At 63.6% G+C, this 23,596-nt stretch carries 20 protein-coding genes; 9 read left to right on the top strand and 11 right to left on the bottom strand.

Going from position 1 to position 23,596, the window contains the following annotated elements:
- Position 1: 1 nt before the first annotated feature.
- The 6 genes from GQF02_RS11075 to GQF02_RS11050 form a co-directional block, all read right to left on the bottom strand.
- Entirely contained in the window at positions 2-1,312 is a 1,311-nt protein-coding gene (locus tag GQF02_RS11075; RefSeq protein WP_160797145.1) for a spinster family MFS transporter, read from the bottom strand.
- Between the two features lie 211 nt (positions 1,313-1,523).
- Positions 1,524-3,134, bottom strand: coding sequence for a methyl-accepting chemotaxis protein (locus tag GQF02_RS11070; RefSeq protein WP_160797143.1), 1,611 nt, complete (start codon positions 3,132-3,134; stop codon positions 1,524-1,526).
- A gap of 40 nt (positions 3,135-3,174) precedes the next feature.
- A complete protein-coding gene (locus GQF02_RS11065; RefSeq protein WP_160797141.1) occupies positions 3,175-4,410 on the bottom strand; it encodes an anaerobic sulfatase maturase in 1,236 nt (411 codons plus the stop codon).
- 5 nt (positions 4,411-4,415) lie between these two features.
- Entirely contained in the window at positions 4,416-5,927 is a 1,512-nt protein-coding gene (locus GQF02_RS11060; RefSeq protein WP_160797139.1) for an arylsulfatase, read from the bottom strand.
- A 79-nt stretch (positions 5,928-6,006) separates the two neighbouring features.
- The gene (locus GQF02_RS11055; protein ID WP_160797137.1) at positions 6,007-6,984 is read right to left on the bottom strand and encodes a flavin reductase; all 978 of its coding nucleotides are present in this window, start codon (positions 6,982-6,984) and stop codon (positions 6,007-6,009) included.
- A gap of 20 nt (positions 6,985-7,004) precedes the next feature.
- Entirely contained in the window at positions 7,005-7,787 is a 783-nt protein-coding gene (locus GQF02_RS11050; protein WP_220789440.1) for an enoyl-CoA hydratase, read from the bottom strand.
- 129 nt (positions 7,788-7,916) lie between these two features.
- Here GQF02_RS11050 and GQF02_RS11045 point away from each other — a divergent pair, with 129 nt between their 5' ends.
- The 9 genes from GQF02_RS11045 (at position 7,917) to GQF02_RS11005 (ending at position 16,965) form a co-directional block, all read left to right on the top strand.
- Positions 7,917-8,675, top strand: a complete 759-nt coding sequence (locus tag GQF02_RS11045; protein ID WP_160797135.1) for an SDR family oxidoreductase — start codon at positions 7,917-7,919, stop codon at positions 8,673-8,675.
- A 14-nt stretch (positions 8,676-8,689) separates the two neighbouring features.
- Positions 8,690-9,637: a bifunctional MaoC family dehydratase N-terminal/OB-fold nucleic acid binding domain-containing protein gene (locus tag GQF02_RS11040; protein ID WP_160797133.1), complete on the top strand. Its 948-nt coding sequence runs from the start codon at positions 8,690-8,692 to the stop codon at positions 9,635-9,637.
- Positions 9,634-10,695: an acyl-CoA dehydrogenase family protein gene (locus GQF02_RS11035; RefSeq protein WP_160797131.1), complete on the top strand. Its 1,062-nt coding sequence runs from the start codon at positions 9,634-9,636 to the stop codon at positions 10,693-10,695. Before GQF02_RS11040 ends, GQF02_RS11035 begins: the two co-directional genes overlap by 4 nt.
- Positions 10,692-11,123, top strand: a complete 432-nt coding sequence (locus tag GQF02_RS11030) for a MaoC family dehydratase (RefSeq protein WP_124733896.1) — start codon at positions 10,692-10,694, stop codon at positions 11,121-11,123. Before GQF02_RS11035 ends, GQF02_RS11030 begins: the two co-directional genes overlap by 4 nt.
- Entirely contained in the window at positions 11,120-12,292 is a 1,173-nt protein-coding gene (locus GQF02_RS11025) for a lipid-transfer protein (RefSeq protein WP_220789439.1), read from the top strand. Before GQF02_RS11030 ends, GQF02_RS11025 begins: the two co-directional genes overlap by 4 nt.
- Positions 12,293-12,302: 10 nt before the next feature.
- Entirely contained in the window at positions 12,303-13,475 is a 1,173-nt protein-coding gene (locus GQF02_RS11020; RefSeq protein WP_124733898.1) for an acyl-CoA dehydrogenase family protein, read from the top strand.
- Positions 13,472-15,298 carry a long-chain-acyl-CoA synthetase gene (locus GQF02_RS11015; protein ID WP_160797129.1) on the top strand — a complete coding sequence of 609 codons (1,827 nt, stop codon included), beginning with the start codon at positions 13,472-13,474 and terminating at the stop codon, positions 15,296-15,298. The genes GQF02_RS11020 and GQF02_RS11015 overlap by 4 nt, the downstream gene beginning before the upstream one ends.
- An 85-nt stretch (positions 15,299-15,383) precedes the next feature.
- Positions 15,384-16,433, top strand: coding sequence for an MBL fold metallo-hydrolase (locus GQF02_RS11010; protein ID WP_160797127.1), 1,050 nt, complete (start codon positions 15,384-15,386; stop codon positions 16,431-16,433).
- A 1-nt stretch (position 16,434) separates the two neighbouring features.
- Entirely contained in the window at positions 16,435-16,965 is a 531-nt protein-coding gene (locus tag GQF02_RS11005; protein WP_160797125.1) for a hypothetical protein, read from the top strand.
- A gap of 225 nt (positions 16,966-17,190) precedes the next feature.
- On the opposite strand, the gene GQF02_RS11000 is transcribed toward GQF02_RS11005, so the two are convergent.
- Genes GQF02_RS11000 through GQF02_RS10980 form a run of 5 tightly spaced genes read right to left on the bottom strand, consistent with a single transcriptional unit; the run spans position 17,191 to position 23,366 of the window.
- Positions 17,191-18,123, bottom strand: a complete 933-nt coding sequence (locus tag GQF02_RS11000) for a bifunctional OB-fold nucleic acid binding domain-containing protein/MaoC family dehydratase (protein WP_160797123.1) — start codon at positions 18,121-18,123, stop codon at positions 17,191-17,193.
- Positions 18,124-18,125: 2 nt separating this feature from the next.
- Complete coding sequence (locus GQF02_RS10995; RefSeq protein WP_220789438.1) at positions 18,126-19,364, bottom strand: thiolase family protein; 1,239 nt, start codon at positions 19,362-19,364, stop codon at positions 18,126-18,128.
- Between the two features lie 48 nt (positions 19,365-19,412).
- Positions 19,413-21,053, bottom strand: a complete 1,641-nt coding sequence (locus tag GQF02_RS10990; RefSeq protein WP_160797121.1) for a class I adenylate-forming enzyme family protein — start codon at positions 21,051-21,053, stop codon at positions 19,413-19,415.
- The gene (locus GQF02_RS10985) at positions 21,050-22,174 is read right to left on the bottom strand and encodes an acyl-CoA dehydrogenase family protein (RefSeq protein ID WP_160797119.1); all 1,125 of its coding nucleotides are present in this window, start codon (positions 22,172-22,174) and stop codon (positions 21,050-21,052) included. Before GQF02_RS10985 ends, GQF02_RS10990 begins: the two co-directional genes overlap by 4 nt.
- A 1-nt stretch (position 22,175) precedes the next feature.
- On the bottom strand, positions 22,176-23,366 hold the full coding sequence (locus GQF02_RS10980; protein WP_160797117.1) for an acyl-CoA dehydrogenase family protein: 1,191 nt from the start codon (positions 23,364-23,366) through the stop codon (positions 22,176-22,178).
- Positions 23,367-23,596 lie beyond the last annotated feature (230 nt).

The raw sequence follows: 23,596 nt of genomic DNA, 5'->3' as shown, positions 1-23,596 counted from the left end.
GTCAGCCTCCATGGGCGATGGCAAGCGCGGGTATTTGCCGGGCGCGGCGGTAGCTGGGTAGCGCCAGAGCCAGCGTGACCGAGGCCAGTGCCAGCAGGGACACCGATGCGGCCAGCGCGTAACGTAGCGCCTCATCGCCGTAGCTTGGGGTGAACAGATCGGACAGGGTACCGGCCACCAGCGGCCCTGCGCCGATGCCAAACAGCGTCATGGCTGCGACAAAGACACTGGTTGCCTGTGCGATGCGCCCGGCGGGAAACAGGTGGCTGATTGCGCCCAGGCACGGTATCGACCACCAGACGCCGAAAAAGGCGAAGCCCAGATAGAGCAGGAAGGCCTCGGGGATGGCGATGCCCATAAGCACCAGCGCGCTGCCTGCTGGCCACAGATAGTAGCCCAGCGCAAACGGGATGCTCAGCAGGGTTCCAGCCAGCGCGGTGCCGACCTGCCAGCCGGCGTCTTTTTGCACCAGACGGTCGGTGGCCCAGCCGCAGGCGAGCGTGCCGGCAAAAGACATCACGCCGCCGCCGACGCCGGCGAGCAGGCCGGCTTGCTGCATGGTCAGATTGTGCGAGCGGATCAGGAAACTCGGGTTCCAGGTGCCGACCGCATAGCCGCAGATGGCGGCAAGCGAGGCGCTGGCCAGTAGCCAGATATAACCGGGGGTCGCGAGAATGGCCTGCGTCGAGGGCCACCAGCCCGAGCCGGCACTTGCGGCGGTGTCCCGTGGTACACGCACATTGCGCACCGTCAGCCAGATCAGTATGCCGATCAGCGCGCCGGGCAGGCCGATGGCGATAAAGGCCATGCGCCAGCCATAGTGGTGTGCAATCCAGCCGCCGGCAGCGAGGCCGACGAGGGTGCCGAGGCTAGGCCCCATCATGAAAGCCGCCAGTGCACGCGAGCGCTGTCGCGGTGGGTAAAGCTGCGACACCAGCGCCACCGAGGGCGCCATGCCGCCGGCCTCGGCAAAGGCGACGCCGATGCGGCACAGCAGCAGGACCGCAAAGCTGCCGGCGAGGCCGCACAACATGGTGAAGACGCTGAACGCAATCGCGCAGCAGGCGATGACCGGCACCGCGCCGATGCGGTCGGCCAGCCGTCCCAGCGGCAGGCCGGCGACCGAGTAGCACAGGCCGAACACCAGGCCGGAGAGCAGGCCGATCTCGGTGTCGGAGACGCCGAACTCGAGCTTGACCGGTTCGATCAGGATGGACATCAACAGCCGGTCGACGTAATTGAACACATAGGCCAGTGCGACCAGTGCCAGCGCATAGTGGCTGCGCCAGCCGGGGCGGAGGGTTTCAGTCATGGCCGTGGTTCCTTTGCTTGCGATTGTTGCTCGTAGTTGTACGTATGGCACTGCCCGGCGGATGGCGCTCAGAACCTGTTCACGATCTGCTGCGCATCAGCGATACGGCGTTGAAAACGGTTTCGAAATGCTCATGTACCGCCTGTACATTCCGCTTTCTCAGCCGTTTGCGCCTTGTCTCGCCCTCGCTCGCGAGATCGTGAACACGCTCTCAGACGCGGAATTGTCCGACCTGAGCGGCCAGTGCTTGTGATGCAGTCTTCAACGCGTTGCTGTCGTTGGCGATTTCGCCGGCCAGACTGACCGAGCCCGAGAGCTCGCGGCTGACCGAGGCGAGGGTTGAGGCTGTCATCGAGATGGCGGTTTCGATCTCGTGCGCATAAGTGCGCGCATACGCGACATCAGCCGTCGAGATGCCCAGCACGGCTGTATTCTGTTCAATGCTGCCCGCCACCTGGGCTGTTTCATCGGTCATGCGCAGGCTTTCTGCCAGTGTGTACTGCATGACTTCGTCCAGTTCGGCAATCTGCGCAAGGATGGCATCGATCCGGCTGCGATTGCTGTCCAGTGCCTGTTCGGTCTGGTGCGATAGTTTGCGCACCTCGTCGGCAACTACGGCAAAGCCGCGGCCGGCCTCGCCGGCACGGGCCGCTTCGATGGCTGCGTTGAGTGCCAGCAGGTTGGTCTGGTTGGCGATGGCCTGAATGGCAGACAGTATTTCGCGAATGCCGCTGACCTGATCGTCAACTGCAGCCAGCTTCTGTGACAGCCGCAGTGTATTCGTACGGCTGTCGTGCATGCTTTGTGACAGCCTTTTGAGCTGGCCTGCGCTATCGCTGAGCTGGCGGTGGGTGTTTTCGATGGCATCATGAGCGGTCGCTGACTGGCTGGCGGCAGCCTGAGCCGAGCGGCGTATCGCTTCCGTCTCCTGACTGATGGCGTCCAGCTGTTCTCCCGAGGCGCGCAGCGCTGTACTGGTGCGTGTCGCATCCGCATGAAAACGCATGCTGCGCTCGACGGCATCGCGGGCAGTCGTGCCGGCACTGCCCAGCGAGGACTTCAAGGCATCAAGCAGGCTGTTGATGGAGCGGCCAATGGCACCCAGCTCGTCCTGTCCTTCGGGAAGGGGCTGGCTCAGATCCCGCGCCGTGGCGATGCTTTCAAGTTGCATCTGCATGCGGATCAACTGCCGGCTCAGGCGTGTGCCCAGCAGCCAGGCTGTCAATACCCCGAGCGTGACCATGGCGGCCGCCATCACCAGCGACTGGATGAGGGCGTGCCTGATGCCCGTCTCGACCGGAGCCAGCGGGGTGCTGACGCCGACCAGATAGGCCTTGCCCGATGGCAGGGTCGCCTTGGTCAGGGATATGCGCATACCGGCGCTCTCCTGCGTGAGTTGCCCCCGTTGCAGCGCTTGCTGCAGCGGCGCAACAGCGCCCGGGTAAGGCGTGCCGGGGCGCAGGTAGTTGCCCGATTGCAGCGCCTTCTCGTCGGCAGCCGAGAGCAGATAGATCCAGCGTCCGTCTTGCTCGAACAGGGAAAACATGCTGTGCACGCCATTGTTGCGGGCAAACTCGTCCAGAGCCAGCGCATAGTCCTGATGTCCTGTCGGCTGGGTGATCGAATCCATCAGCCGGCCGCTGGCAACAGTTGGCACCAGTTCTTTGTAGGCTTTTGTCATTGCCTGCAGCCGGGCATCTATCCCGGCCAGCGCATTCTGTCGCTCGTGCCAGTGGCTAAATGCAACAAAACTGGCCGCGGTCAGCATATTGACTACGATCAGCGACAGTATGATCTTTCCCTTCAGTCCCAGCGTAAGCATCCTTGTCTCCTTTATTATTTTCCGCGTGGCATTACGGTGTTCAGTGACGTGGCAGTCCGGCCACAATACCCGGCATGTCGCGCGCGATATGGCCGTAAAAGGCCTGCCATCCCCGGCACAGGTAGTTGAGGCCGGCCTCGCCGGACGCGGTCTTGAGCAGGCGGTTTTTCGGACACTCGCCCCAGCACAGTTTCAGGTGCGGGCAGCTTCTGCAATCGGACGGCAACGTGTCGCGCTTGGCAAAGCCGAAGGCTTGCTGGCGCGGCGACAGTGCCAGCGCGGCCTGATGGCTGCTGGCGATATTGCCCAGCCGGTATTCGGGGTAGACAAAGTGGTCGCAGCTGTAGACGCTGCCGTCGTGTTCGAGCGCAAGGCCTTTGCCGCAAAATTCGGACTGGGTGCAGGTCTGCGCCGGCAGGCCCAGGCTTTGCGCCACGGCCGTTTCGAACAAATTGACGTGCACGCGGCCGAAGTCGCGCGCCAGCCACTCGTCCCATACCGCGATCAGGAAGCGCCCCCAGTCGTCTGCATCCACGCTCCAGTCGGTGACGATGGACAGCGGGTGGCCGGGGCGGGCGCGTTCCGAGTCAGGCGTCACGCGCGCGCTGTCCGGCCACATACCCGGCGCGGTGTCGCGAAAGGCTCGCGCCTCGACGCAGGGGGTGAACTGCACCCGGTAGGTACCCAGCTCGTCGGCCAGAAAGCGGTACACCTCGCGCGGCGCGCGCGCGTTGTCGCGGTTGACGACGCACAGCGCGGCAAACGGCACTTCATATGCATTCAGCAGCCGTGCCGCGCGCAGCACCGCCGCGTGGGTAGGCTTGCCGCCCTTGCTTGGGCGGTGCTTGTCGTGCAACTGTGCCGGGCCGTCGACCGACAGCCCGACTAAAAAGCGGTGGCGCTTGAGAAAGTGCACCCAGTTCTCGTCCAGCAGCACGCCGTTGGTCTGCAAATCGTTCTCTATTGCCTGGCCGGGTTTCTTGTACTTGGCCTGCAGCGCGACGATCTTTTCGAAATAGGGCAGGCCCAGCACGGTGGGCTCGCCGCCTTGCCAGGAAAACACCACCGTGTCGCCGCTCTGGCCTTCGATGTACTGGCGGATGTGTTCTTCCAGTAGCGCGTCGCTCATCTGCGGCTTTTGGGGTTGATCCAGCAGGGTTTCCTTGTGCAGGTAAAAGCAGTAGCTGCAATCAAGATTGCACAAGGCGCCTGCCGGCTTGACCATCATATGGAAGCGGCGGCGGCCGTTAACGGGCAGCGGGGGCAGGGTGGGCATCGGCCTTACTCCACGCGCAGGCTGCCGCCTGTCTGGCGCGGCGGGAACTGGGCAAGCGAGGCACGATGCGCGCCGATGATGTCGCGCACCTGACCACCCCAGGCCATGCCCAGCTTCATCGCGATCTCTTGCGATTTCCAGCCGCCCTGGCGCTCGTACGGGTCCATCCTGAGGTTGAAGATCAGCGCCGCCGGCTTGTTTTCGTCAAAGAAGCCCTCGCGCGTCTTCATGTGGCTTTTCCAGTTGCCGATGCGTACCGCAGAGAGTTCGCGCTCGTTGTAATAGAGATGGAAGTTGCGCGCCGATGCGGCCTTGCCCTGCCAGTGCGCGAGGTTGTTGACCCCGTCGATATACACCTTGTGGCTTTGTTTGAGTTCGGCGGCGACGTCGGGTTTGCCGGCGGCCGCAGCGAGCGTGGTGAAGAGGTCGGTATTGTCCTGGATGCCGTTGCTCACCGATTGCGCGGCGATTTTCGCCGGCCAGCGGATCAGCATCGGTACGCGCACGCCGCCTTCCCATGTGGTGGCCTTTTCTCCGCGAAAAGGGCTGGTGCCGCCGTCCGGCCACCACTGCGACATCGGGCCGTTGTCGGAAGTGAACACCACGATGGTGTTGTCGGCGACGCCCATATCGTCAAGCTTCTTCAGCATGCGTCCGACCGAGCGGTCCAGTTCGATCAGCCCGCTGCCGTAAATATCCATTTCCGACGAGTAGGGCTTGGCCAGTGCCTTGTGCTCGTCACGCACATGGGTGTAGATGTGCATGCGCGTCGGGTTGTGCCAGACAAAAAACGGAGTGTCCGCCTTGACCGCGCGCTGCATGAAGTTGACGGCACGCGCCTCAAATTCATCGTCCACCGTCTCCATCCGCTTCGGGTTCAGCGCGCCGGTGTCGCGGCAGGCCTGCTTGCCCACCTTGCCGAAGCGCCCGTCCTCGGTCGTGTCGTCGACGCTCGTTGCCTTGCAGTCGAGCACGCCGCGCGGCTTGTAGCGCGCATCATAGCCCGGGTCCTGCGGCCAGTCGGGGCGGAACGGATCTTCCTCGGTATTGAGGTGGTAGAGGTTGCCGTAAAACTCGTCGAAACCGTGCACGGTGGGCAGGTGCTCGTTGCGGTCGCCCAGATGGTTTTTGCCGAACTGGCCAGTGCGGTAGCCCTGCGTCTTCAACACCTCGGCCAGGGTCGGGTCACGCGCATCCAGCCCCTGTTTGGCGCCAGGCAGGCCAACGGTGGTCAGGCCGGTGCGTATCGGCAACTGGCCGGTAATAAAGGCCGCCCGCCCGGGGGTACTCGAAGGCTCGGCGTAGTGGTCGGTAAACAGCATGCCTTCGCGCGCGAGGCGGTCGATATTCGGTGTCGGCACCATCATGCCGTGGCTGTAGGCGCCGATATTGCTGACGCCGACATCATCGGCCATGATCACCAGGATATTGGGCTGTGCTTTCTGTGCGGCCACAGCCGGTGTGGCAGCCAGTGCACTGGCCAGCAGGCCGGCGATGGTTTTCATATGCTGTTGCATGCTGTCCCCTTGTTTGTTGCAGGCGTGATGCGCTGGTTTTTTTAATTCATTTTTTGTTGTCGCCGGGCAGTGCTGGTGTTCAGGCAGTGCTGCCTTGCGCGGCACGCCACACTTCGACCGAACCTGCGTCGGTCAGCGCGATCATCTGCTTGAGCAGGTTTTTCAGTACGCGTGCGTCCCAGTCGCCCAGCTTTTCCAGCAGGTCCGCTTCGCGCGCCTTGGCCGCCGCGATCACGAACAGCACCGCGCGCCGGCCGCTGGCGGACAGGCCGTAGCGGGTAGCATCGCCCTGCTGCGTTTCGCGCACCATTTCGCGGGCCAGCAGCCGCTCCAGTGGCAACATCAGTCCGGCAAAGCCGCTGTGCTGCAGCATCTGGTCCAGCGCCGCCCGGCTTTGTGCGCCGCGCTGCAGCAAGGTGGACAGGGTGTAGAACTCGGGGTCGGACAGACCCTGCGCAGCCAGCTCGGCGCGGATGCCATCGAGGAACTGGTAGTGCGCGCGTCCGACCAGATAGCCCAGAAAATCCTCGGAAAAGCTGTGCGGCTCGTCGGCCGCTTCCAGATTCAGCGCACCGGTCTTTTTGGTCGCCAGCGCATAACGCCCGCCATGAAACACCAAGGGCGCCTTGTCGGCGCTGTCAAAACCGACGACTTCGCCGACCAGGATCAGGTGGTCTCCGCCGTCGTACTGGAAGCTGGTACGGCACTGAAAGCGCGCGGCGCAGCCGGTTAATAGCGGGCAGCCGTTGATGCCGGCTTCGGTTTCAAGCCCGGAAAACTTGTCTTCGCCGCGGCGGGCGAAACGGTCGGACAGCGCCTCCTGTTCGGCCGACAGCACATGGACCGTCCAGTGGCCGCTGTCCGAAAACGCAGCGAGGCTCTTGGCGCTCTTGGCCAGGCTCCATAGCACCAGGGGCGGGTCCAGCGACACCGAGTTGAAACTGTTGGCGGTGACGCCGACCGGTGTACCGTCAGCGTCGCAACTGGTGACGATGGTGACGCCGGTGGTGAAGGCGCCCAGCGCGCGGCGGAATTCCTGCGGATTGATGTCGGGCATGGTGTGTCCTTCCGGTTTGCCTAGTGGCCGCCGAACTCTGGCCGGCGCTTGTCGATAAAAGCCTGCATGCCTTCTTTTTGATCGAGCGAGGCAAACAGGGTGTGGTTGGCCTTGCGCTCCAGCGCCAGCGCGGTTTCCAGCGGCGCATCCAGTCCAAGAAGCACACACTCCTTGATCTCGGTCGCTGCCAGGGGAGGCATGGCCGCGATGGTGGCGGCCATTGCCAGCGCGTAAGGGATCACTTCGCCGTCGGCGACGACATCGGACACCAGACCCATGCGCTGTGCTTCGTGCGCGCTGACCGGCTTGCCGGTCAGCAGTATTTTCATTGCGTTGCTCTTGCCCACCGCACGCGTAAGGCGCTGGGTGCCGCCGATGCCGGGCATGATGCCGATGCGGATTTCGGGTTGCGAAAAGCTGGCATTCTCGCCTGCAATCAGGATGTCGCAGTGCATGGCCAGCTCGCAGCCGCCGCCGTAGGCATAGCCGCAGATGGCGGCGATCACCGGCTTGGGGCAGTGCTGGATCGGCGCCCACAGCCGCTCGGTGTGACGCTTGAGAATATCGACCGGCCCGCAGCCGGCCATGGATTTGATATCGCCGCCGGCGGCAAATACGGTTTCTCCTCCGGTAAGCACGATGGCGCGCACGCTGTCGTCGCAGGCCAGTTCGGCAAATGCCTGTGCCAGCCGCGTCTGTAATTCCAGGCTTAGCGCATTGGTCGCTTGCGGCCGGTTCAGTGTCAGCAGTGCCACGCCTTGGCTTGGGCGGCTGATCAGCAGGATGTCGTGTTCGCTCATCATCAAGGCTCCGTTTCTCATTAGCGCCGATTCTCCCTGCCACCCCAACCCCATTCATCGTCCGAACAGACGACGATGGCCTTGCCCTGCCGCCGTAAATTGCAAAGCGTGAACAAGGCTCAGGAGGCTTTCATGTCTGTGGCAATCGACTACAGCGGCAAGGTGGTGCTGGTCACCGGCGGTACCCGCGGCATCGGGCGCGGCATCGCAGCGCGTTTTCTTGATGCCGGCGCGACCGTGGTGGTGTGCGGGCGCAATGCGCCCGAATTGTTGCCCGAACGCTGCCATTTTATGGCCTGCGATGTGTGCGACCCCGATTCGGTCGCCGCACTGATGGACGGCATTGCTACGCGTTTTGGCCGCCTCGACGTGCTGGTCAATAACGCTGGCGGCAGTCCGAACGCCGATGCCGCTACCGCATCGCCACGTTTCTCGGAAGGCATCATCCGCCTCAACCTGATCGCTCCGCTGATTGTCGCGCAGGGGGCCAACCGCCTGATGCAGCAACAAGATGGCGGCGCTGTGCAGCTCTTTATCGCCAGCGTCGGCGCGCATAGGCCCAGCCCCGGTACCGCCGCCTATGGCGCGGCCAAGGCCGGCGTGCTGAGTCTGGTGTCTTCGCTTGCCATCGAGTGGGCGCCGAAGGTGCGGGTGATGGCCCTCAGCCCGGGCCTGGTCAAGACCGAACAATCGCATCTGCACTACGGCGACGAAGCCGGCATTGCGCGCGTGGAAGCCACCATTCCGGCCGGACGCATGGCCGTGCCTGCCGATATCGGCAATGCCTGCCTGTTTCTGGCATCCGATCTGGCGAGCTATGCCAGCGGTACCCATCTCTTGCTGCACGGCGGCGGCGAAGCGCCGGCGTTTATGGCTGCTGCAGCGCAATAACAAGGAGGACGACAGTGAGCGAACAACACTCTGACTGGATGGCCGAAGCGCGTGCGCTGATTGGTCACGAATACGGACGCATTTATGCGTGGGACGCGGTCAACCAGCCGATGATCCGCCAGTGGTGCGAGGCGCTGGGCGTGAGCAATCCGCTGTATCTGGATGGCGAGCGTGCCCGTGCGCGCTTCGGTGCCCATGTGGCGCCGCCGACCATGCTGCAAGCCTGGGTGCTTGCCGGCATCAAAGGCGAGTTTCCGGCAGGTTCAGCCACCGACAACCCGTATCAGGTGCTGCAGATTATCGAGCGCAACGGTTACGCCTCGGTGGTGGCGGTCAATTCCGAGCAGGAATACTTCCGCTATCTGCGTGAAGGCGACCGCCTGAGTTTTACCTCGCAGATCGAATCGGTCAGCGAAGAGAAAACCACCGGTCTGGGTACCGGGTTTTTCGTTACCCAGCTGTTGAATTTCTTCGATCAGGACGACAACAAGGTCGGCCAGATGCGCTTTCGCCTGTTCAAGTTTCGCCCGGCTGCGGTCAGGGAAAAGCCGGCACTGCCGGCGCGCCCGCAGCCTGGCATCAGCGATGAAAACCGCTTCTTCTGGGATGGTCTCAAGGCGAAGAAGCTGCTGATCCAGCGCTGCAGCGCCTGCGGTACCTTGCGCAACCCGCCGGGACCGGCATGCCCGTCCTGCCATTCCATGGCCTCCGACCATGTCGAGGCCTCGGGCAAGGGCACGATCTACTCCTATTCCGTGGTGCACCACCCGGCCTTGCCGGGCTTGCCGCAACCCAATCCGGTCGGCCTGATCGAGCTGGAAGAGGGCGTACGTCTGGTGGCGGGGCTGGTTGGCGTTGCTACCGACAATATCAGGATCGGCGCGCCGGTCGCGCTCGAGTTTCTCGACTGCGCAAACGATCTGGTGTTGCCGGTGTTCCGTCCGCTGGGGGGCGCAGCATGAATTTCACCCTGTCCGATGAACAGTTGCAGATACGCGAGCTTGCCGCCGGCCTGTTCGCCGACTTCTCGCACGAGACGCGCGCAGCCGAGCTGGCTGCCCATGGCTGGGATGGTGCGCTATGGGCGCAGCTGCAGGAAACCGGCCTGACGGCCTTGATGCTGCCGGCTGAAGTCGGCGGCGCCGAACTTGGCGTCACCGAGCTTGCGCTGGTGCTGCAAGAACAAGGCCGTTTTCTGGCTGCAGCCCCCTTGTGGCGCCATGCGCTGGCTGCAGCGGCGCTAGCGCGCTACGCGCCGGCACAGCTGGATGCCCTCGATAGCAGCGCGCCGCTGGCACTGAGCCTCGAAACCCGCCTGAAGGGGCGCATCGAGGGGCAGCAGCTATGGCTGTCCGGTTCGGTGCCGGTACTGGCCGTCACGCCAAAGTCAACACATGCGCTATTGGCGCTGCAAGTTGACGGACACGCGGCACTGGTGCTGGCGGAACTTGCCTTGTTTGAAAAAGAGGCCGGCACCCTGATGCAGGGCGAGCGTGCACTGGTGCTCACTGCGGATGGCTTTGCCGTGCCGCTGGCGCAGCTGTTGCCGGCGGAGGCGCACGACTGGCTCACTCCGCGCGCGGTCGCGTGCATCGCAGCCCTGCAACTGGGGGTGGCCGAGGGTGCTCAGGCCATTACTGTCAGCCACCTGTCCGAGCGCGAGCAGTTCGGTCGCAAGCTGGGCAGTTTTCAGGCGGTGGCGCAACGCATGGCTGACGGTTTTATCGCACTGGAGGCGCTGCGCTCGGTGCTGCTGCAACTTGTGTGGCGGCTGGACGCCGGCATCGATGCCGGCTCGGCGGTGGCGGTGACCAAGTACTGGGCGTGCGAGGCGGGTAACCGTATCGCGCACAGCGCGCAGCATCTGCATGGCGGCACCGGCTCGGATACCAGCTATCCGGTACACCGTTTCTATCTGGCCGCGCGCGTGCTCGAGATCGAACTGGGCGGCGCGGCGGCGCAGATCGAAGCACTGGCCGCAAGAGTCAGCGACAACACATTGTGGGGAGACGCAGCATGAGCGTACAGGGCATCCGTTTTGATGAAGTGAAGGTCGGCGATGCGCTGCCGCCGCTGGTGATTCCGGTGACGGTAGAGCTGGTGGTGGCGGGTGCCATCGCCACCCGTGACTTCTTTCCCGGTCACCATGACCTGGCCGCAGCGCAGAAGCTGGGCTCGCAGCACATTTTCATGAACATCCTCACCACCAATGGCCTGGTCGAGCGCTATGTCGGTGCCTGGGCCGGTCCCGAGGCGCTGATAGGCAGCGTCAAGATCCGTCTGGGCGCGCCCAACTATCCGGGCGACACCATGACCATGCACGGCGAAGTCAGCGAGAAGGATGAGGCAGCGCAGACGCTGAGCGTGGCGATGCGCGGCGTCAACAGCATGGGCGATCACGTCAGCGGCACGGTCAAGCTGCTGTTTGCACAGGGGGCATTGGCATGAACAGCTTATCCAGTCAGGTCGCCATCGTAGGCCTTGGCGCTACCGAGTTTTCCAAGGATTCAGGACGTACCGAAATCCGTCTTGCCACCGAAGCGGTACTGGCGGCGCTGGCGGACGCCGGCATCGATCCTGCCGAAGTCGACGGCCTGTGCACCTATAGCGTCGACAACAACCCCGAGCGCGAGGTATTCCGCCAGATCGGCGGCAAGGAGCTGAAGTTCTTTGCCCGCACCCCCGAAGGCGGCGGCGCCGCGTGCGCGCCTTTCCTGCACGGCATGATGGCCATCGCGACCGGCGTGGCCAATGTGGTGGTGGTGTATCGGGCGATGAACGAGCGCTCGTGGTATCGCTTCGGTGCCGGCATGCAGGGCAAGGAAGCGGACCCGTTTTTCGAGACCACCAATTTCGGTTACTACATTCCGCATGGTTTGGTCAGCCCGGCCAGCTGGGTGGCGATGAGCGCGCAGCGCTATATGCATGAATTCGGCGCCACCAGCGAGGATTTGGGCCGTATTGCAGTGGCAGCACGCGATTTTGCCGCGACCAATCCCAAGGCCTTCTTCTACGGCAAGCCGATTACGCTGGAAGACCACCAGAATTCGCGCTGGATTGCCGAGCCCTTGCGCCTTCTGGATTGCTGTCAGGAGAGCGACGGCGCGGTGGCCATGGTGCTGGTATCGCGCGAATACGCCAAAAAACTCAAGCAGACACCGGTGTTCCTCAAGGCGGCGGCACAGGGCACCTATGAAGACCAGCAGATGATGACCAGCTACTACCGGGGCAGCATCACCGGCCTGCCCGAAGCCGGACTGGTGGCGCGCCAGCTGTGGCAGATGAGCGGCCTCTCGCCCAAGGATGTGCAGACGGCGGTGATTTACGACCATTTCACGCCTTTTGTCTTGCCGCAGCTGGAGGAGTACGGCTTTGCCGGTCGCGGCGAGGCCAAGTACTTCATCCGCGAAGGCCGGCATGCGCGCGGCGGCGATCTGCCTATCAATACCCATGGCGGTCAGCTGGGCGAAGCCTACATTCACGGCATGAACGGCGTGGCCGAGGCGGTGCGGCAGGTGCGCGGCGATGCGGTCAATCAGGTCAAGGGCGTGAAAAACGCATTGGTCACGGCCGGTACCGGCGTGCCGACCAGCGGCCTGATCGTGGGCCAGGACTAGGAGAGCTGCCATGCATGTAGAGCTGACAGCAGCGCAGCAGGCGCTGAAAAAAGAGCTGGCAGGTTATTTCGCCCGGCTGATGACGCCCGAGGCGCGCGCGCGCCTAGCCGAACCCGAAGAAACCGACGCCATCTACCGCGAACTGATCGCACAGGCCGGGCGCGATGGTTATCTGGCGCTGGGCTGGCCCAAGGAATACGGCGGCGCCGGCATGGGGCCTATCGAACAGCTGGTCTATTTCGAGACCGTGGTGCAATCCGGTGCGCCGTTCCCGTTTGTGACGGTCAATACCGTGGGCCCGGCGCTGATGGCGCATGGCAGCAGCGAACACAAGGCGAAGTTTTTGCCGGGCATTGCCCGCGGCGACATCCATTTTGCCATTGGCTACTCCGAGCCGGATGCTGGCACCGATCTGGCCGCGCTCAAGTGCAGCGCGGTGCGCGACGGCGATGATTTTATCGTCAATGGCAGCAAGATCTGGACCAGTCACGCGCAGTACGCCGACTACATCTGGCTGGCTGTGCGCACCGATCCGGCAGCGCCCAAGCACAAGGGCATCACCATCCTGATCGTCGACGCGAAAGCGCCGGGCGTCTCGGTAGCCCCTATTTATACGGTGGGACATCGCACCAACGCCACCTACTACGACAATGTGCGGGTCCCGGCATCCATGGTGGTGGGCGAGGTCAATGGCGGCTGGAAGCTGATTACCTCGCAGCTTAATCACGAGCGCATCGGCCTGGGTGCGCACTCAATGAAGATGGTCGGCATCTACCGCGAGGTCTATGACTGGGCGCAGACGCAGGATGGCTCGGGTATGCGCCCGGTCGACACCCCGTGGGTGGCGACGCGGCTGGCCGAAGCCTGGTGCGAGCTGGAAGCGATGAAGGTGCTCAACTACCGGCTGGCGGCGGATCTGGCCGAGGACAGACTGTCACCGGCGCTGGCATCCGCCGCCAAGGTCTACGGCACCGAGGCCGAGCAGACGGTAGCGCGCAAGCTGGCCGAAGTGGTCGGTTCGGCCGGCCTGATCCGTGCCGGCAGCAAGGCAGCGGTATTGAACGGCCTGATCGAGGAGACGGTGCGCCATGTCACCATTACCAGCTTCGGTGGCGGCACCAACGAGATCCAGCGCGAAATCATCGCCCAGTTCGGCCTGGGCCTGCCGAGGGTGATCAGATGAAACGCGATGCCATCAGTCCTGCCGTTTCGCGCGAGGCAACACAGGCGAAGCTGGATGCCAGAAGCGCGGTAGCCAATGCCGTGCGCCCCAAGGACGCGTATACCCTGGGTGACCGGCTGGAGCAGCAGGCGCAGGTACACGCTACACGGCCCTTCTTGCTGTATGGCGACGAGACCCTGAGCTACGCGCGCGTCAACGCCTGGGTCAACCAGTATGCGCATGCGCTCTATACGCTGGGAATACGCAAGGGCGATGCGGTGGCGCTGGTGATGGAAAACCGGCCCGAATACTTTATCGTCTGGTTTGCGCTGAACAAGCTCGGTGCCGTGTGCGGCTTCATCAATACCCATCTGACCGGCACGCCGCTACGTCATGCGCTGGCGGCGACCGAGGCGCGGGCGGTGATCGCCGGTGACGAGTGTCTGGCCAATTTTGGCGGGATAGACACCGGCCATGTGCCGTTATGGCGGGTAAGCGATCCTGCGCATACGCCGGATAGCGAGGTGCTGGCGCTGTCGGCACTGGATCTGTCGCGTCTGGCGCGCCAGAGCCCGGACAGCAATCCGGACCCGGTTTTGCGCGAGGGGCTGACCGGCGATGATACGGCGCTTTACATCTGTACCTCGGGCACCACCGGCCTGCCCAAGGCGGCCAGAACCAGCCATATGCGCTGGCTCAACGTCGGCGACATCATGCAGGTGACGCTGTCGGCCACGGCTGACGATGTGTTCTATTGCTTCTTGCCGCTGTACCACGGCGCGGCGGCGATGTCGCTGGGTTCGACCGCGCTGCGCTGCGGTGGTGCCATTGTGGTGCGGCGCAAGTTTTCGGTACGCGAGTTCTGGGTCGATATCCGGCGCTACCGCATCACTGTCTGCCAGTACATAGGCGAGATCTGCCGTTACCTGCTCAATCAGCCCGAACGTGACGATGAGCGCTCGCACTCGCTGAACAAGATGATGGGCGCAGGTCTGTCTGCCGATGTGTGGACGCGTTTCACCGCGCGCTTCGGGCCTATGGATATCTACGAGGGCTGGGGGGCGACCGAGTCCAACTGCAACATCATCAATGTCGACAATGTTCCGGGCAGTTGCGGGCGCATCCCGTACTGGGACAAGACCAATGTGCGCATGATTGCCTACGACGTCGAGAGCGACAGCCATGTGCGCGACGAAGACAGCGGCTTTTGCCGGCAGGTAGGCCCCGGCGAAGCCGGCGAGGTGATCGGCTACATCATCAACAGCGACGAGAGCGGTGGCGGGCGCTTCGAGGGCTATACCTCGGCCGAGGCGACGGCGCAGAAGATCTTGCGCGACGTGTTCGCGCCGGGGGATGCCTGGTGGCGTTCGGGTGATTTGCTGCGCTACGACGAGGACGGCTACTGCTGGTTTGTCGACCGTATCGGCGACACTTTCCGCTGGAAGAGTGAAAACGTGTCGACCACCGAGGTGGCCGAGGCCTTGTCGGATTTTGCGGCTCTGGAGTCGGTGGCGATCTACGGCGTTCAGGTGCCGGGTTTCGAGGGGCGCTGCGGCATGGCGGCGGTGGTGATGCAGACAGGTCACAGTTTCGACCCTGTTGCGTTCTACCGGCTGGTGCAGGCCAGACTGCCGCGCTACGCCATCCCGCAGTTCGTGCGCGTCGCACCGCAAGCCGACATGACCACCACCTTCAAGCTGAAAAAGACCGAGCTGATGCGCGCAGGCTACGATCCGGCGCGCTTTGATGACCCGCTGTATGTGTGTGATGAGGCGGCGCAGGCCTATGTGCCATATTCGCCAGCGGCGCTAGAGAGGGCCGGCCTGCCGCCATTTGCCGGCTAGGTAGCGCGAGTGGGGCGGAGGCCGCCCCACTTTTTCAGTTTCCCATCCTGTCGCGGCTCCCGGATAGCCGGCTAACGAGGGTTTTATGTCCGACACCGAATTGCATTACCCGTTTGCCGATCCACCCGCTGCAGCTAGCACAATTGAAGTTGCCCCCGGCGTATTGTGGCTGCGGATGCCAATGCCGTTTCCGCCCGGCCACATCAATCTGTGGCTGATCGCTGATGGCGAAGGCTGGGCGCTGGTCGATACCGGCCTCGCGACCGATGTCACGCGCGAGCTGTGGCAGTCACTGCTGCGCCGTTACCGGCTGACCCGCCTGATCTGTACCCATTTTCACCATGATCACGCCGGTCTGGCCGGCTGGCTGTGTGCGGGACAGGGGGTGGGGTTGGCTATGCCCGAAGCCGAGTATCACGCGCTGCAGGACACTTGGGCGCGCACCCTGGCGGGCATCCATCGCAACGACGAGCGCGACTTCTTTACCGCGGCCGGGCTGCCGCCCGCCACGCTCTCCCTGGCCGTGGCCAGCTTTCGCGACGGCAATTTTGTCAGCCCGCCACCTGCCACGTTTACCCCATTGTCGGATGGCGACGAGCTGGCCATAGGCTGCCATCGCTGGCGGGTCATGACCAGTGGGGGCCACTCGCCCGAGCATGCGCTATTGTATTGCGCCGAGTTGGGCGTGCTGATTGCCGGCGATCAACTGCTGCCGCGTATTACCCCCAGCGTCGGACTCAATCTGTCCAACCGTCTGGGCGACCCCCTGGCTTGCTGGATGGCGGCGATGCAGGTATTGCAAAATCTGCCTGCAGCCACGCTGGTGTTGCCTTCGCACCAGTTGCCCTTTATCGGCGCCAGACAGCGCGCCGCACGCATTGCGGCCTATCATCACCGGCAACTGGCCAGCCTTGCCCGGGCATTGACGGTGGCACCGGCAAGCGCATATGGCTTGTCACAGTCCTTGTTTACGCGCCTTTCAAATCCGGTGGCCGAATTGATGGCTGTCTCGGAAACCCTCGCGCACTTGCGCCATCTGCAGCTTTGCCGTCAGGCTGCCTGCTATCCGGGTGCTGACGGCATCATCTACTGGCAGGCGGCAACGCAGCCTGTCTCTCTCTTGCAAGGAAGCTGATATGCAACAACAGGAAAAACCCGGCCTGGGCAAGGCGCTGTTGATCAATTGCGTTATCGTGGTGGTGATCTCGCTTTATCTGCTGTTCCTGTTTGCCGTTGGGGTCAAGGATAGCTGGATTACCTTTTTATTCTTGTGGTACTACGCCTCGGTCAAGCAAGCGGCGCCGGCCGAATGTCTGCCCGCCGCCTGTGGTGCATTGTTAGGCTTCGGCATCTCGGGCCTCTTGGCCTGGCTGCCGGCTCTGCTGGGGCAAAGCATGGGTTTTGGCCTGTTTATGGCGCTGATCTTCGTGCTGGTGTTGCTGCAGGTGATGGGGCGGCTGACTACGCTGATTAACGGCGCGACCTTTCTCTTTCTGACCGTGGGCTGCATCCCGATGATCGTTGGCGCGCAGGCTTTTGCCGCGCATTATGTCGCCTTGGCCGTCGGTATCGTATTCTGGTCAGCCTTCATTTTCGCGGCACAGGCGCTGGTGGCGAGAAAGGCAGCAAAACCCGCCAGCTCGCTGGAGCACAGCCAGAGCCGTTAAACCGGCTGCGCGGTAAAAAACGGCAAGTGGCCAGTATCTGGCACTTGCCGTTTTGCATGGGCATTTCACCCGATAGGAACTCTAAATGCCTGTTGCTTCAGCTTATGTGGCTGTTTGCCTGGCCGCTTGCCGGTTTGGCAGGTTTTGCTATGCCATGTTTGGGAAGGGCGCAAAAAAGGCCCCGTCGATTAACGGGGCCAAGCACCACATCGAGGGTACACACATTCAGGGCATATACAACACGATCAGCTCGTTGATCAGCGCGGGGCGTTCCTGACCGACCACATGTACGCACATCTCCAGCGTCAGCTGGGTGCCGGCCTTGACTTCGTCCACCGCCTTGATGCGCGCGCGGCCGTGGATCTGGCTGCCGGCAGGCACCGGCGAGGGGAAGCGCAGCTTGTTGCTGCCGTAGTTGGCCATATTGCCAAAGCCGGTCAGCTCCCAGCCTAGCGGTATGGTGAGGCGCGACAGCAGTACCTGGATCAGCATGCCGTGAGCGATGGTGCCGCCAAACGGGCTGTGCTTTTTCGCCCGCTCCGGATCGGTATGGATCCAGTAGTCGTCACCGGAGAGCGCGGCAAACTGGTTGATGATGTCCTGTGTCACCGAGTAACGGTTGCTCCACGGCGAGAATTCGTCGCTGATCAGCGCCTTGAGCGAGGCGAAATCCTTGAAGTGGATCTGCCGCTTCGCCTGCATCTGTCCGGTTTCTGCTGCCGCTTCGTCCGTCTGGCCTTCGATGACTGACAGCGTCTTGTCTATCCCGGTGAAGCGTAGCAAGGTGGTCTCGCCGCGCGCGTCGAACACCGGTTTCACCGCCATGCCGATGCAAATTTCGTCTTCATCAAGGCCGATCAGGGTGGTGTTCAGGTGCACGCCTTCGGCCAGTTCCACCACAGCCAGCTTCTGTGGCGCCTCGTCGGCGAAGTCGGGCAGGGTGGGGATGCGGGCGACGGTATAGGTCAAAAGCTTGCCCTGGCCTGATACCTCGCGCCATTGCAGCGCATCGGACAGGCAGTGCGGGCAGTGGCTGCGCGGGAAAAATACCCAGAGAGCACAGGCGTTGCATTGCTGCAGCTTGATCTGGTGCTGCTTAAGTGCGTCCCAGTAGGGGCGCGAAATATCGGTGATGGCCGGTTGCGGTTTATTGCTCATCTTCATTCCCCCATCAAAATCAGCGCGGTCTGTTCGCTCATCACGCCACCTGTGCCGGAGACAAAGGCCTTGTCGCAGTGTGCGACCTGGCGTTCGCCGCAAGTGCCGCGGATCTGTTCCACCGCCTCGATCAGCTGGCTCATGCCGCCGGCGGAGCCGGCCTGGCCGAAGCCAAGCTGGCCGCCGTGGGTGTTGAGCGGGAAGTCGCCCTTGTAGGTCAGATCATGCTCGCGCACGAAGGCCATGCCTTCGCCCTTTTTGGCGAAGCCGGCGTCTTCCAGCGTCAGCAGCACGGTGATGGTGTAGCAGTCGTAGATTTGGGCGACATCAATGTCGGCCGGCGTGATGCCGGCCATGGCGAAGGCACGTTTGGCGGCCGGGCCGATTGGTGTGTCCAGCATTTCGGGCGCGTAGGTCGGCGACTTGCTGATGATGTGTTCGCCAAAGCCCTTGATCCATGCCGGGCGGTGGCGGCTGCGCGCGGCCAGCGCGGCATTGGTCACGATAAAGGCGGCACCGCCGGCGACCGGCATCACGATTTCCAGTACATGCAGGGGGTCGGCCACCATGCGGCTGGCGAGGACATCGTCGATGGAGAGCGGCTTGCCGTAGAACATGGCTTTGGGGTTGGCGCAGGCATTGCTGCGCTGGTCGACGACGATCTTGGCCATTGCCGCCTCGTCGTAGCCGTAACGCGCCTTGTAGCGCTGGGCGATCATCGCGTAGCCGGTGTTTTGCGCCATATGGCCGTAGGGCAGGTCGAATTCAGCCTCGGGGGCACCAAAGGCGGTGCTGTGCCCGCCGTAGCGCATCGCCCGCGCCATCGCCATCGGGTCTTCGTCCGGCCCCATCGGCGCCATGCGCTGCGGAATCACGCACAGCACGGCCTGGCACAGTCCAAGCTCGATCGCCGCTGCCGCGCGCCATGCCATGGCTACCGCTGAGGCGCCGCCCAGATCGACCACTTCGCCGAAATTAAGCTGGGCGCCCAGATACTCGCCGACCATGGCCGGCACGAAACTGCTTGCCTCGTGAAAATGCGGGCCGTTGACGCACAGCCCGTCGATGTCGGATGCCGCAAGCCCGGCATCGGCCAGTGCCTGGCGCGCCAGGTCAGCCACCTGTTCCAGATGGAACATCCTGGGTGCGGTCGAATATTTTTCCGGCTGGTATTGCGCCACGCCGACGATGGCGGCTTGTCCTTGCAGACCCATGCGCGTCTCTCCTGTTGTTGTTTTCATCTTGTCCTGTGGCGTCCCTTGCGCCATCCCCCATGCGGACGAGATCGTCTAGTTCCTTACCGCGTTGCCCAGTTGGCGGCGCAGCAGCTTGCCCGAGGCATTGCGCGGCAAGGCATCCATGCGCAGATGGATGGTAGTGGGTACCTTGTAGGCGGCCAGGCGCGCCAGGGCGAAGCCGCGGATGGCCCCGGCGTCGAAAATCTTGCCCGGTTTCATCACCACCTGCGCTTCCAGTCGTTCGCCCAGGCGCGTGTCAGGCACCGCAAAGGCGGCGACTTCCAGCACGTCGGGGTGGGCAATCAGGCAGTTTTCCACCTCGACCAGCGCGATCTTCTCGCCGCCGCGGTTGATTACTTCCTTGTTGCGTCCGGTGAGATAGACGAGGCCGGTCTCGTCGATGCGGCCGATGTCGCCGCTGGCGAACCATCCGCCATCAAAAGTGCTGCGTTCAAGCTGGCCGTGCAGCCAGTAGCCGTCCATCAGCACCGGGCCCGATAGCTGGATTTCGCCTTCCTCTCCTGCCGGCAGGGTGTTGCCTGCGGCATCAACCACGCGCAGGCGCACCACCGGCGAGGGCAGGCCCGTCGCGTCGGGGTGTTCGGCAAACAGCACGCCGCTGCTGACGCAGCCTATGCCGCTGCTTTCGGTCATGCCGTAGCCGCTACCCTGAATCACCTGCGGCAACTGGGCCGCGATGTCGCCGGACAGGGTGCGCGGCACGCCGGCGCCGCCATAACCCAGGCCGATCAGGCTGGATAGCTTCTCGGACGAAAAGCCCGGGTGGTTGATCAGGTCGACCTGCATCGCCGGCGAGCCGTTGAACTGGGTGATGGCTTCGGTCTCGATCAGGCGCAGCGCCTCGGCTGCATCCCATTTTTTCATCATGATCAGGCAGCGCCCGCCGCGCAGCGCAGAAAAGAATTGCGCGATCAGGCCGCTGACATGAAACAGCGGCACGGCCAGCAGGCTTTTCATCCGCACGCCCCTGGTGCGGGCGATCAGCTCCGGCTGCACCATGGCACCGACAGCGGCAAAAAAGTCGAGCGAGAATACGGCTTGCGCCAGCGCGCGCTGCGACAGCAAGGCCGCCTTGGCGCGTGCCCCGGTGCCGGAAGTAAACAGGATGGCGGCCGCATCCTCAGGCGCGGGCAGTGGCCAGCGTGCCGGTGTGGGGCCTGAGAGTGCGGCAAAATCGTTAGCGGCGGCGCCGTCGACGCCGATCACGGCAAGATGCTCCAGCCGGCCATCGAGCCGTGCCAGACGCTCGGCGTCGGCGATCAGCCAGCTGGCTCCACAGTCCGCCAGCGCAGCAGCGAGTTCGTCGCCCTGCCACCAGCTATTAAGTGCGCAGGCGACGCCGCCAGCCTTGATGATGGCGTGAAAGGCGATCAGCCACTCGGGACGGTTGCGCATGGCGATGGCGACGCGCTCGCCCTGTGCCAGACCACGGGAGAGCAGGGCTGCGGCCACGCGTTCGACTTCGGCGTAGTAGGTGTCAAACGACAGGCGCTGATCGTGGCAGACGATAAAGTCCTGCGCGCCATGAACGCGGCCCTGTTCCAGCGCCGTGTTCAGCGTGGCCGGAGCATGGGCAAAGGCGGGCTGGCCATTCAGTTCGGTGATGGCAAACGGTGCGCCGGCAGCGGTGAGCGTCGCCATCTGCTGGTGCCAGGAAGCGAGTGCACTCATAGCGCCTCCGCCAGCTGGATCAGGTGTGCGTAGCGGGTGCGCTGGAAGATATGGTCGCCGCACTGCGCTTCGGCGACGCGGATGCGCTTGAGGTAAAGGCCGATATCCAGCTCGTCGGTGACGCCGATGCCGCCGTGCAGTTGCACCGCCTCGTTGGCGATTTTGAGTGCGACTTCGCCCGTCTTGCCCTTGGCCAGTGCGGCCAACAGCGCCAGATCACCATCGCCATCGAGTGCAGACAGTGCCGCCGCGACGCAGCTTTCGGCGAGTTCCAGCTCGGTAAACAGTCGCGCCATACGGTGTTGCAGCGCCTGGAAGCTGCCCAGCAAGACGCCGTATTGCTGGCGCTGTTTCAGGTAGTCAAGCGTGGTATCGAACAGCACGCGGCTGATGGCCTGCATTTCTGCCGCCAGGCAGATGCGCGCCCGGTTAAGTACGGTCGCGAGTACCTGCTCGGCCGCATTGCCACGTGCCAACAGTCCGTCTGCCGCAACGGCTACCTGCTCAAACGCGAAGCGGGCGGCATCGCGGCTGTCGATCAGCGCCAGCGGCGTACGCGTGATGCCTGCGCTGTCGGCCGGCAGTATGAAGAGCGCTGTCTCGCCATCCAGCGTAGCGGCAACGAGCAGGGTGTCGGCCAACGTGCCATCCATTACCATGGCCTTGGCACCATCCAGCAGCCAGTTGTCGCCCACACGGTGGGCGGCGAGGGTGATGCGCACCGGGTCGTGGCGCGGGCCTTCGTCCAGCGCCAGTGCTGCGCGCAGCTTGCCGCTAGCCAGGCCCGGCAGCCAGTCGCGCTGTTGCGCATCGCTGGCACACAGCGCCAGCGTGCCGGCGCACAGGATATTGGATGACAACAGCGGCGTGGCGGCCAGCGTGCGTCCGGCCTGCGCCTGGATCAGCGCGATGCCGGAGAGCGGAAAAGCCAGGCCGCCCAGCTCTTCGGGCAGGGCGATGCCGCTCCAGCCCAGTTCGTCCATCTCGTGCCAGGCCTGGGTGTCATGCGTCAGCCCGAGGTCGCGTAGCGCACGGTTGGCGGCTAGCGGCAGGCGCGAGGCAAAAAAATCGGCGGCACTGTCCTGCAGCATGCGCTGCTCTTCGCCAAGAATCAGGGTCATATCAGCCTCCGCTTGCTGCCAGGCCCAGCACGCGGCGGGCCAGGATATTGAGCTGGATCTCCGACGTGCCGCCGGCGATGGTGTAGGTGTAGGAGTTGAGCCATTGCCGCGTCAGCTTGAGCAGGGTCTCGTCGAAAGGATCACCCTCCCAGCCCAGCGCCTCGTTGCCGGCAAGCGCCATCAATAGTTCGTGGCGTTCGCGGTTTTGCTCGCTATGCAGGTACTTGAAGCTGGCGACAAGGCCGGAAACATCCTGCCCGGCGCGGCCGGCTTCGTGTGCGCGTTGCAGGGTCAGCTTGTAGGCGTGTTCATCCATCGCAGCGCGCGCGACGCGTTCGGCCAGTAGTGGCCGGCTGGCCGTATCGGCCAGTGGCAACAGCTGGCGCGCCAGTGCCAGAAAATCGACGCCGGGGACATTGTTGTCGCCGAACTTGCTCATGGCGCGGCGTTCGTGGCCGAGCAGGTCGCGTGCCAGTTGCCAGCCCTCGCCCTCGGCACCGACGCGGTTTTCAGCCGGTACGCGCACATTGTCGAAAAACACCTGGCAGAAGTGCGACTTGCCGCTGATCAGGTCGATCGGCTTGACCGTCACCCCGGGGGTGGTCATGTCGATCAGCAGCATGCTGATGCCGGCATGCTTGCCGGCGGCGGGGTCGGTGCGCACCAGCGCATACATCCAGTCGCTACGGTCGGCGTAGGAAGTCCAGATCTTGGAGCCGTTGACGACATAGCTGTCGCCATCTCGCTCGGCGCGGCAGCTGAGGCTGGCCAGATCCGAGCCGGCACCCGGTTCGGAAAAACCCTGACACCACGCCACTTCCCCACGCGCCATGCCTGGCAGGTGGCGCGCTTTTTGTTCGGCGCTGCCGGAGGCGAGCAGTACCGGCCCTATCATCCACACGCCGAGATTGATCATCGGTGCGCGGCAGCGCAGGCGCGACAGTTCTTCTTCCAGGATGCGGGTGTCACTGGCATCGAGTCCGCCGCCACCGTATTCGACGGGCCAATCGGGGGCAAACCAGCCCTTGTCTCGCATGCGCTCGAACCACTGCTGCTGCTCGGTGCTATCGAAATGCACGCGGCTGCCGGCCCAGACGATGCCGCCTTCCGGTGGCGGGGTGCGCATGGCCGGCGGGCAGTTGGCTTCCAGCCATTCCCGTGCCGATAGTCTGAATGTGCTGCTCTTAGTCACGTTTGCTCTCCTGTTGCAGGATCATGCTCAAGCTATTGCGAGCCATTATCCGGCACACCCTTTGCCCCACATCATGCGAACAGACTATCACTGCTTGCCGCATAGAGCATTCGCTCTGTTTAGTCTTTTTGGACGATGTAGGACATGGTTCTGGCGTCCACATTGCAGCACAAGGAGCAAAGCCTGCTGCAGAACAGGGCGCTCTTTAAAAAGACCCGGACAATGGAGGT

The organism is Craterilacuibacter sinensis, from assembly GCF_009831765.1.
In the GTDB taxonomy this organism is placed as follows: Bacteria; Pseudomonadota; Gammaproteobacteria; order Burkholderiales; family Chromobacteriaceae; genus Craterilacuibacter; species Craterilacuibacter sinensis.
The sequence above is the reverse complement of the archived record's forward strand: the minus strand, read 5'-3'. Positions and strand labels throughout refer to the sequence as shown.

What these genes read in the sequence shown, in the direction of transcription:
- GQF02_RS10990 (WP_160797121.1), bottom strand. Translation starts at nt 21,053, where the DNA reads ATGAGTGCACTCGCTTCCTGGCACCAGCAGATGGCGACGCTCACCGCT.
- GQF02_RS11030 (WP_124733896.1), top strand. Translation starts at nt 10,692, where the DNA reads ATGAGCGTACAGGGCATCCGTTTTGATGAAGTGAAGGTCGGCGATGCG.
- GQF02_RS11010 (WP_160797127.1), top strand. Translation starts at nt 15,384, where the DNA reads ATGTCCGACACCGAATTGCATTACCCGTTTGCCGATCCACCCGCTGCA.
- GQF02_RS11000 (WP_160797123.1), bottom strand. Translation starts at nt 18,123, where the DNA reads ATGAGCAATAAACCGCAACCGGCCATCACCGATATTTCGCGCCCCTAC.
- GQF02_RS11020 (WP_124733898.1), top strand. Translation starts at nt 12,303, where the DNA reads ATGCATGTAGAGCTGACAGCAGCGCAGCAGGCGCTGAAAAAAGAGCTG.
- GQF02_RS11015 (WP_160797129.1), top strand. Translation starts at nt 13,472, where the DNA reads ATGAAACGCGATGCCATCAGTCCTGCCGTTTCGCGCGAGGCAACACAG.
- GQF02_RS11045 (WP_160797135.1), top strand. Translation starts at nt 7,917, where the DNA reads ATGTCTGTGGCAATCGACTACAGCGGCAAGGTGGTGCTGGTCACCGGC.
- GQF02_RS11065 (WP_160797141.1), bottom strand. Translation starts at nt 4,410, where the DNA reads ATGCCCACCCTGCCCCCGCTGCCCGTTAACGGCCGCCGCCGCTTCCAT.
- GQF02_RS10985 (WP_160797119.1), bottom strand. Translation starts at nt 22,174, where the DNA reads ATGACCCTGATTCTTGGCGAAGAGCAGCGCATGCTGCAGGACAGTGCC.
- GQF02_RS11035 (WP_160797131.1), top strand. Translation starts at nt 9,634, where the DNA reads ATGAATTTCACCCTGTCCGATGAACAGTTGCAGATACGCGAGCTTGCC.
- GQF02_RS11025 (WP_220789439.1), top strand. Translation starts at nt 11,120, where the DNA reads ATGAACAGCTTATCCAGTCAGGTCGCCATCGTAGGCCTTGGCGCTACC.
- GQF02_RS11050 (WP_220789440.1), bottom strand. Translation starts at nt 7,787, where the DNA reads ATGATGAGCGAACACGACATCCTGCTGATCAGCCGCCCAAGCCAAGGC.
- GQF02_RS11055 (WP_160797137.1), bottom strand. Translation starts at nt 6,984, where the DNA reads ATGCCCGACATCAATCCGCAGGAATTCCGCCGCGCGCTGGGCGCCTTC.
- GQF02_RS11075 (WP_160797145.1), bottom strand. Translation starts at nt 1,312, where the DNA reads ATGACTGAAACCCTCCGCCCCGGCTGGCGCAGCCACTATGCGCTGGCA.
- GQF02_RS10995 (WP_220789438.1), bottom strand. Translation starts at nt 19,364, where the DNA reads ATGAAAACAACAACAGGAGAGACGCGCATGGGTCTGCAAGGACAAGCC.
- GQF02_RS11070 (WP_160797143.1), bottom strand. Translation starts at nt 3,134, where the DNA reads ATGCTTACGCTGGGACTGAAGGGAAAGATCATACTGTCGCTGATCGTA.
- GQF02_RS11005 (WP_160797125.1), top strand. Translation starts at nt 16,435, where the DNA reads ATGCAACAACAGGAAAAACCCGGCCTGGGCAAGGCGCTGTTGATCAAT.
- GQF02_RS11060 (WP_160797139.1), bottom strand. Translation starts at nt 5,927, where the DNA reads ATGCAACAGCATATGAAAACCATCGCCGGCCTGCTGGCCAGTGCACTG.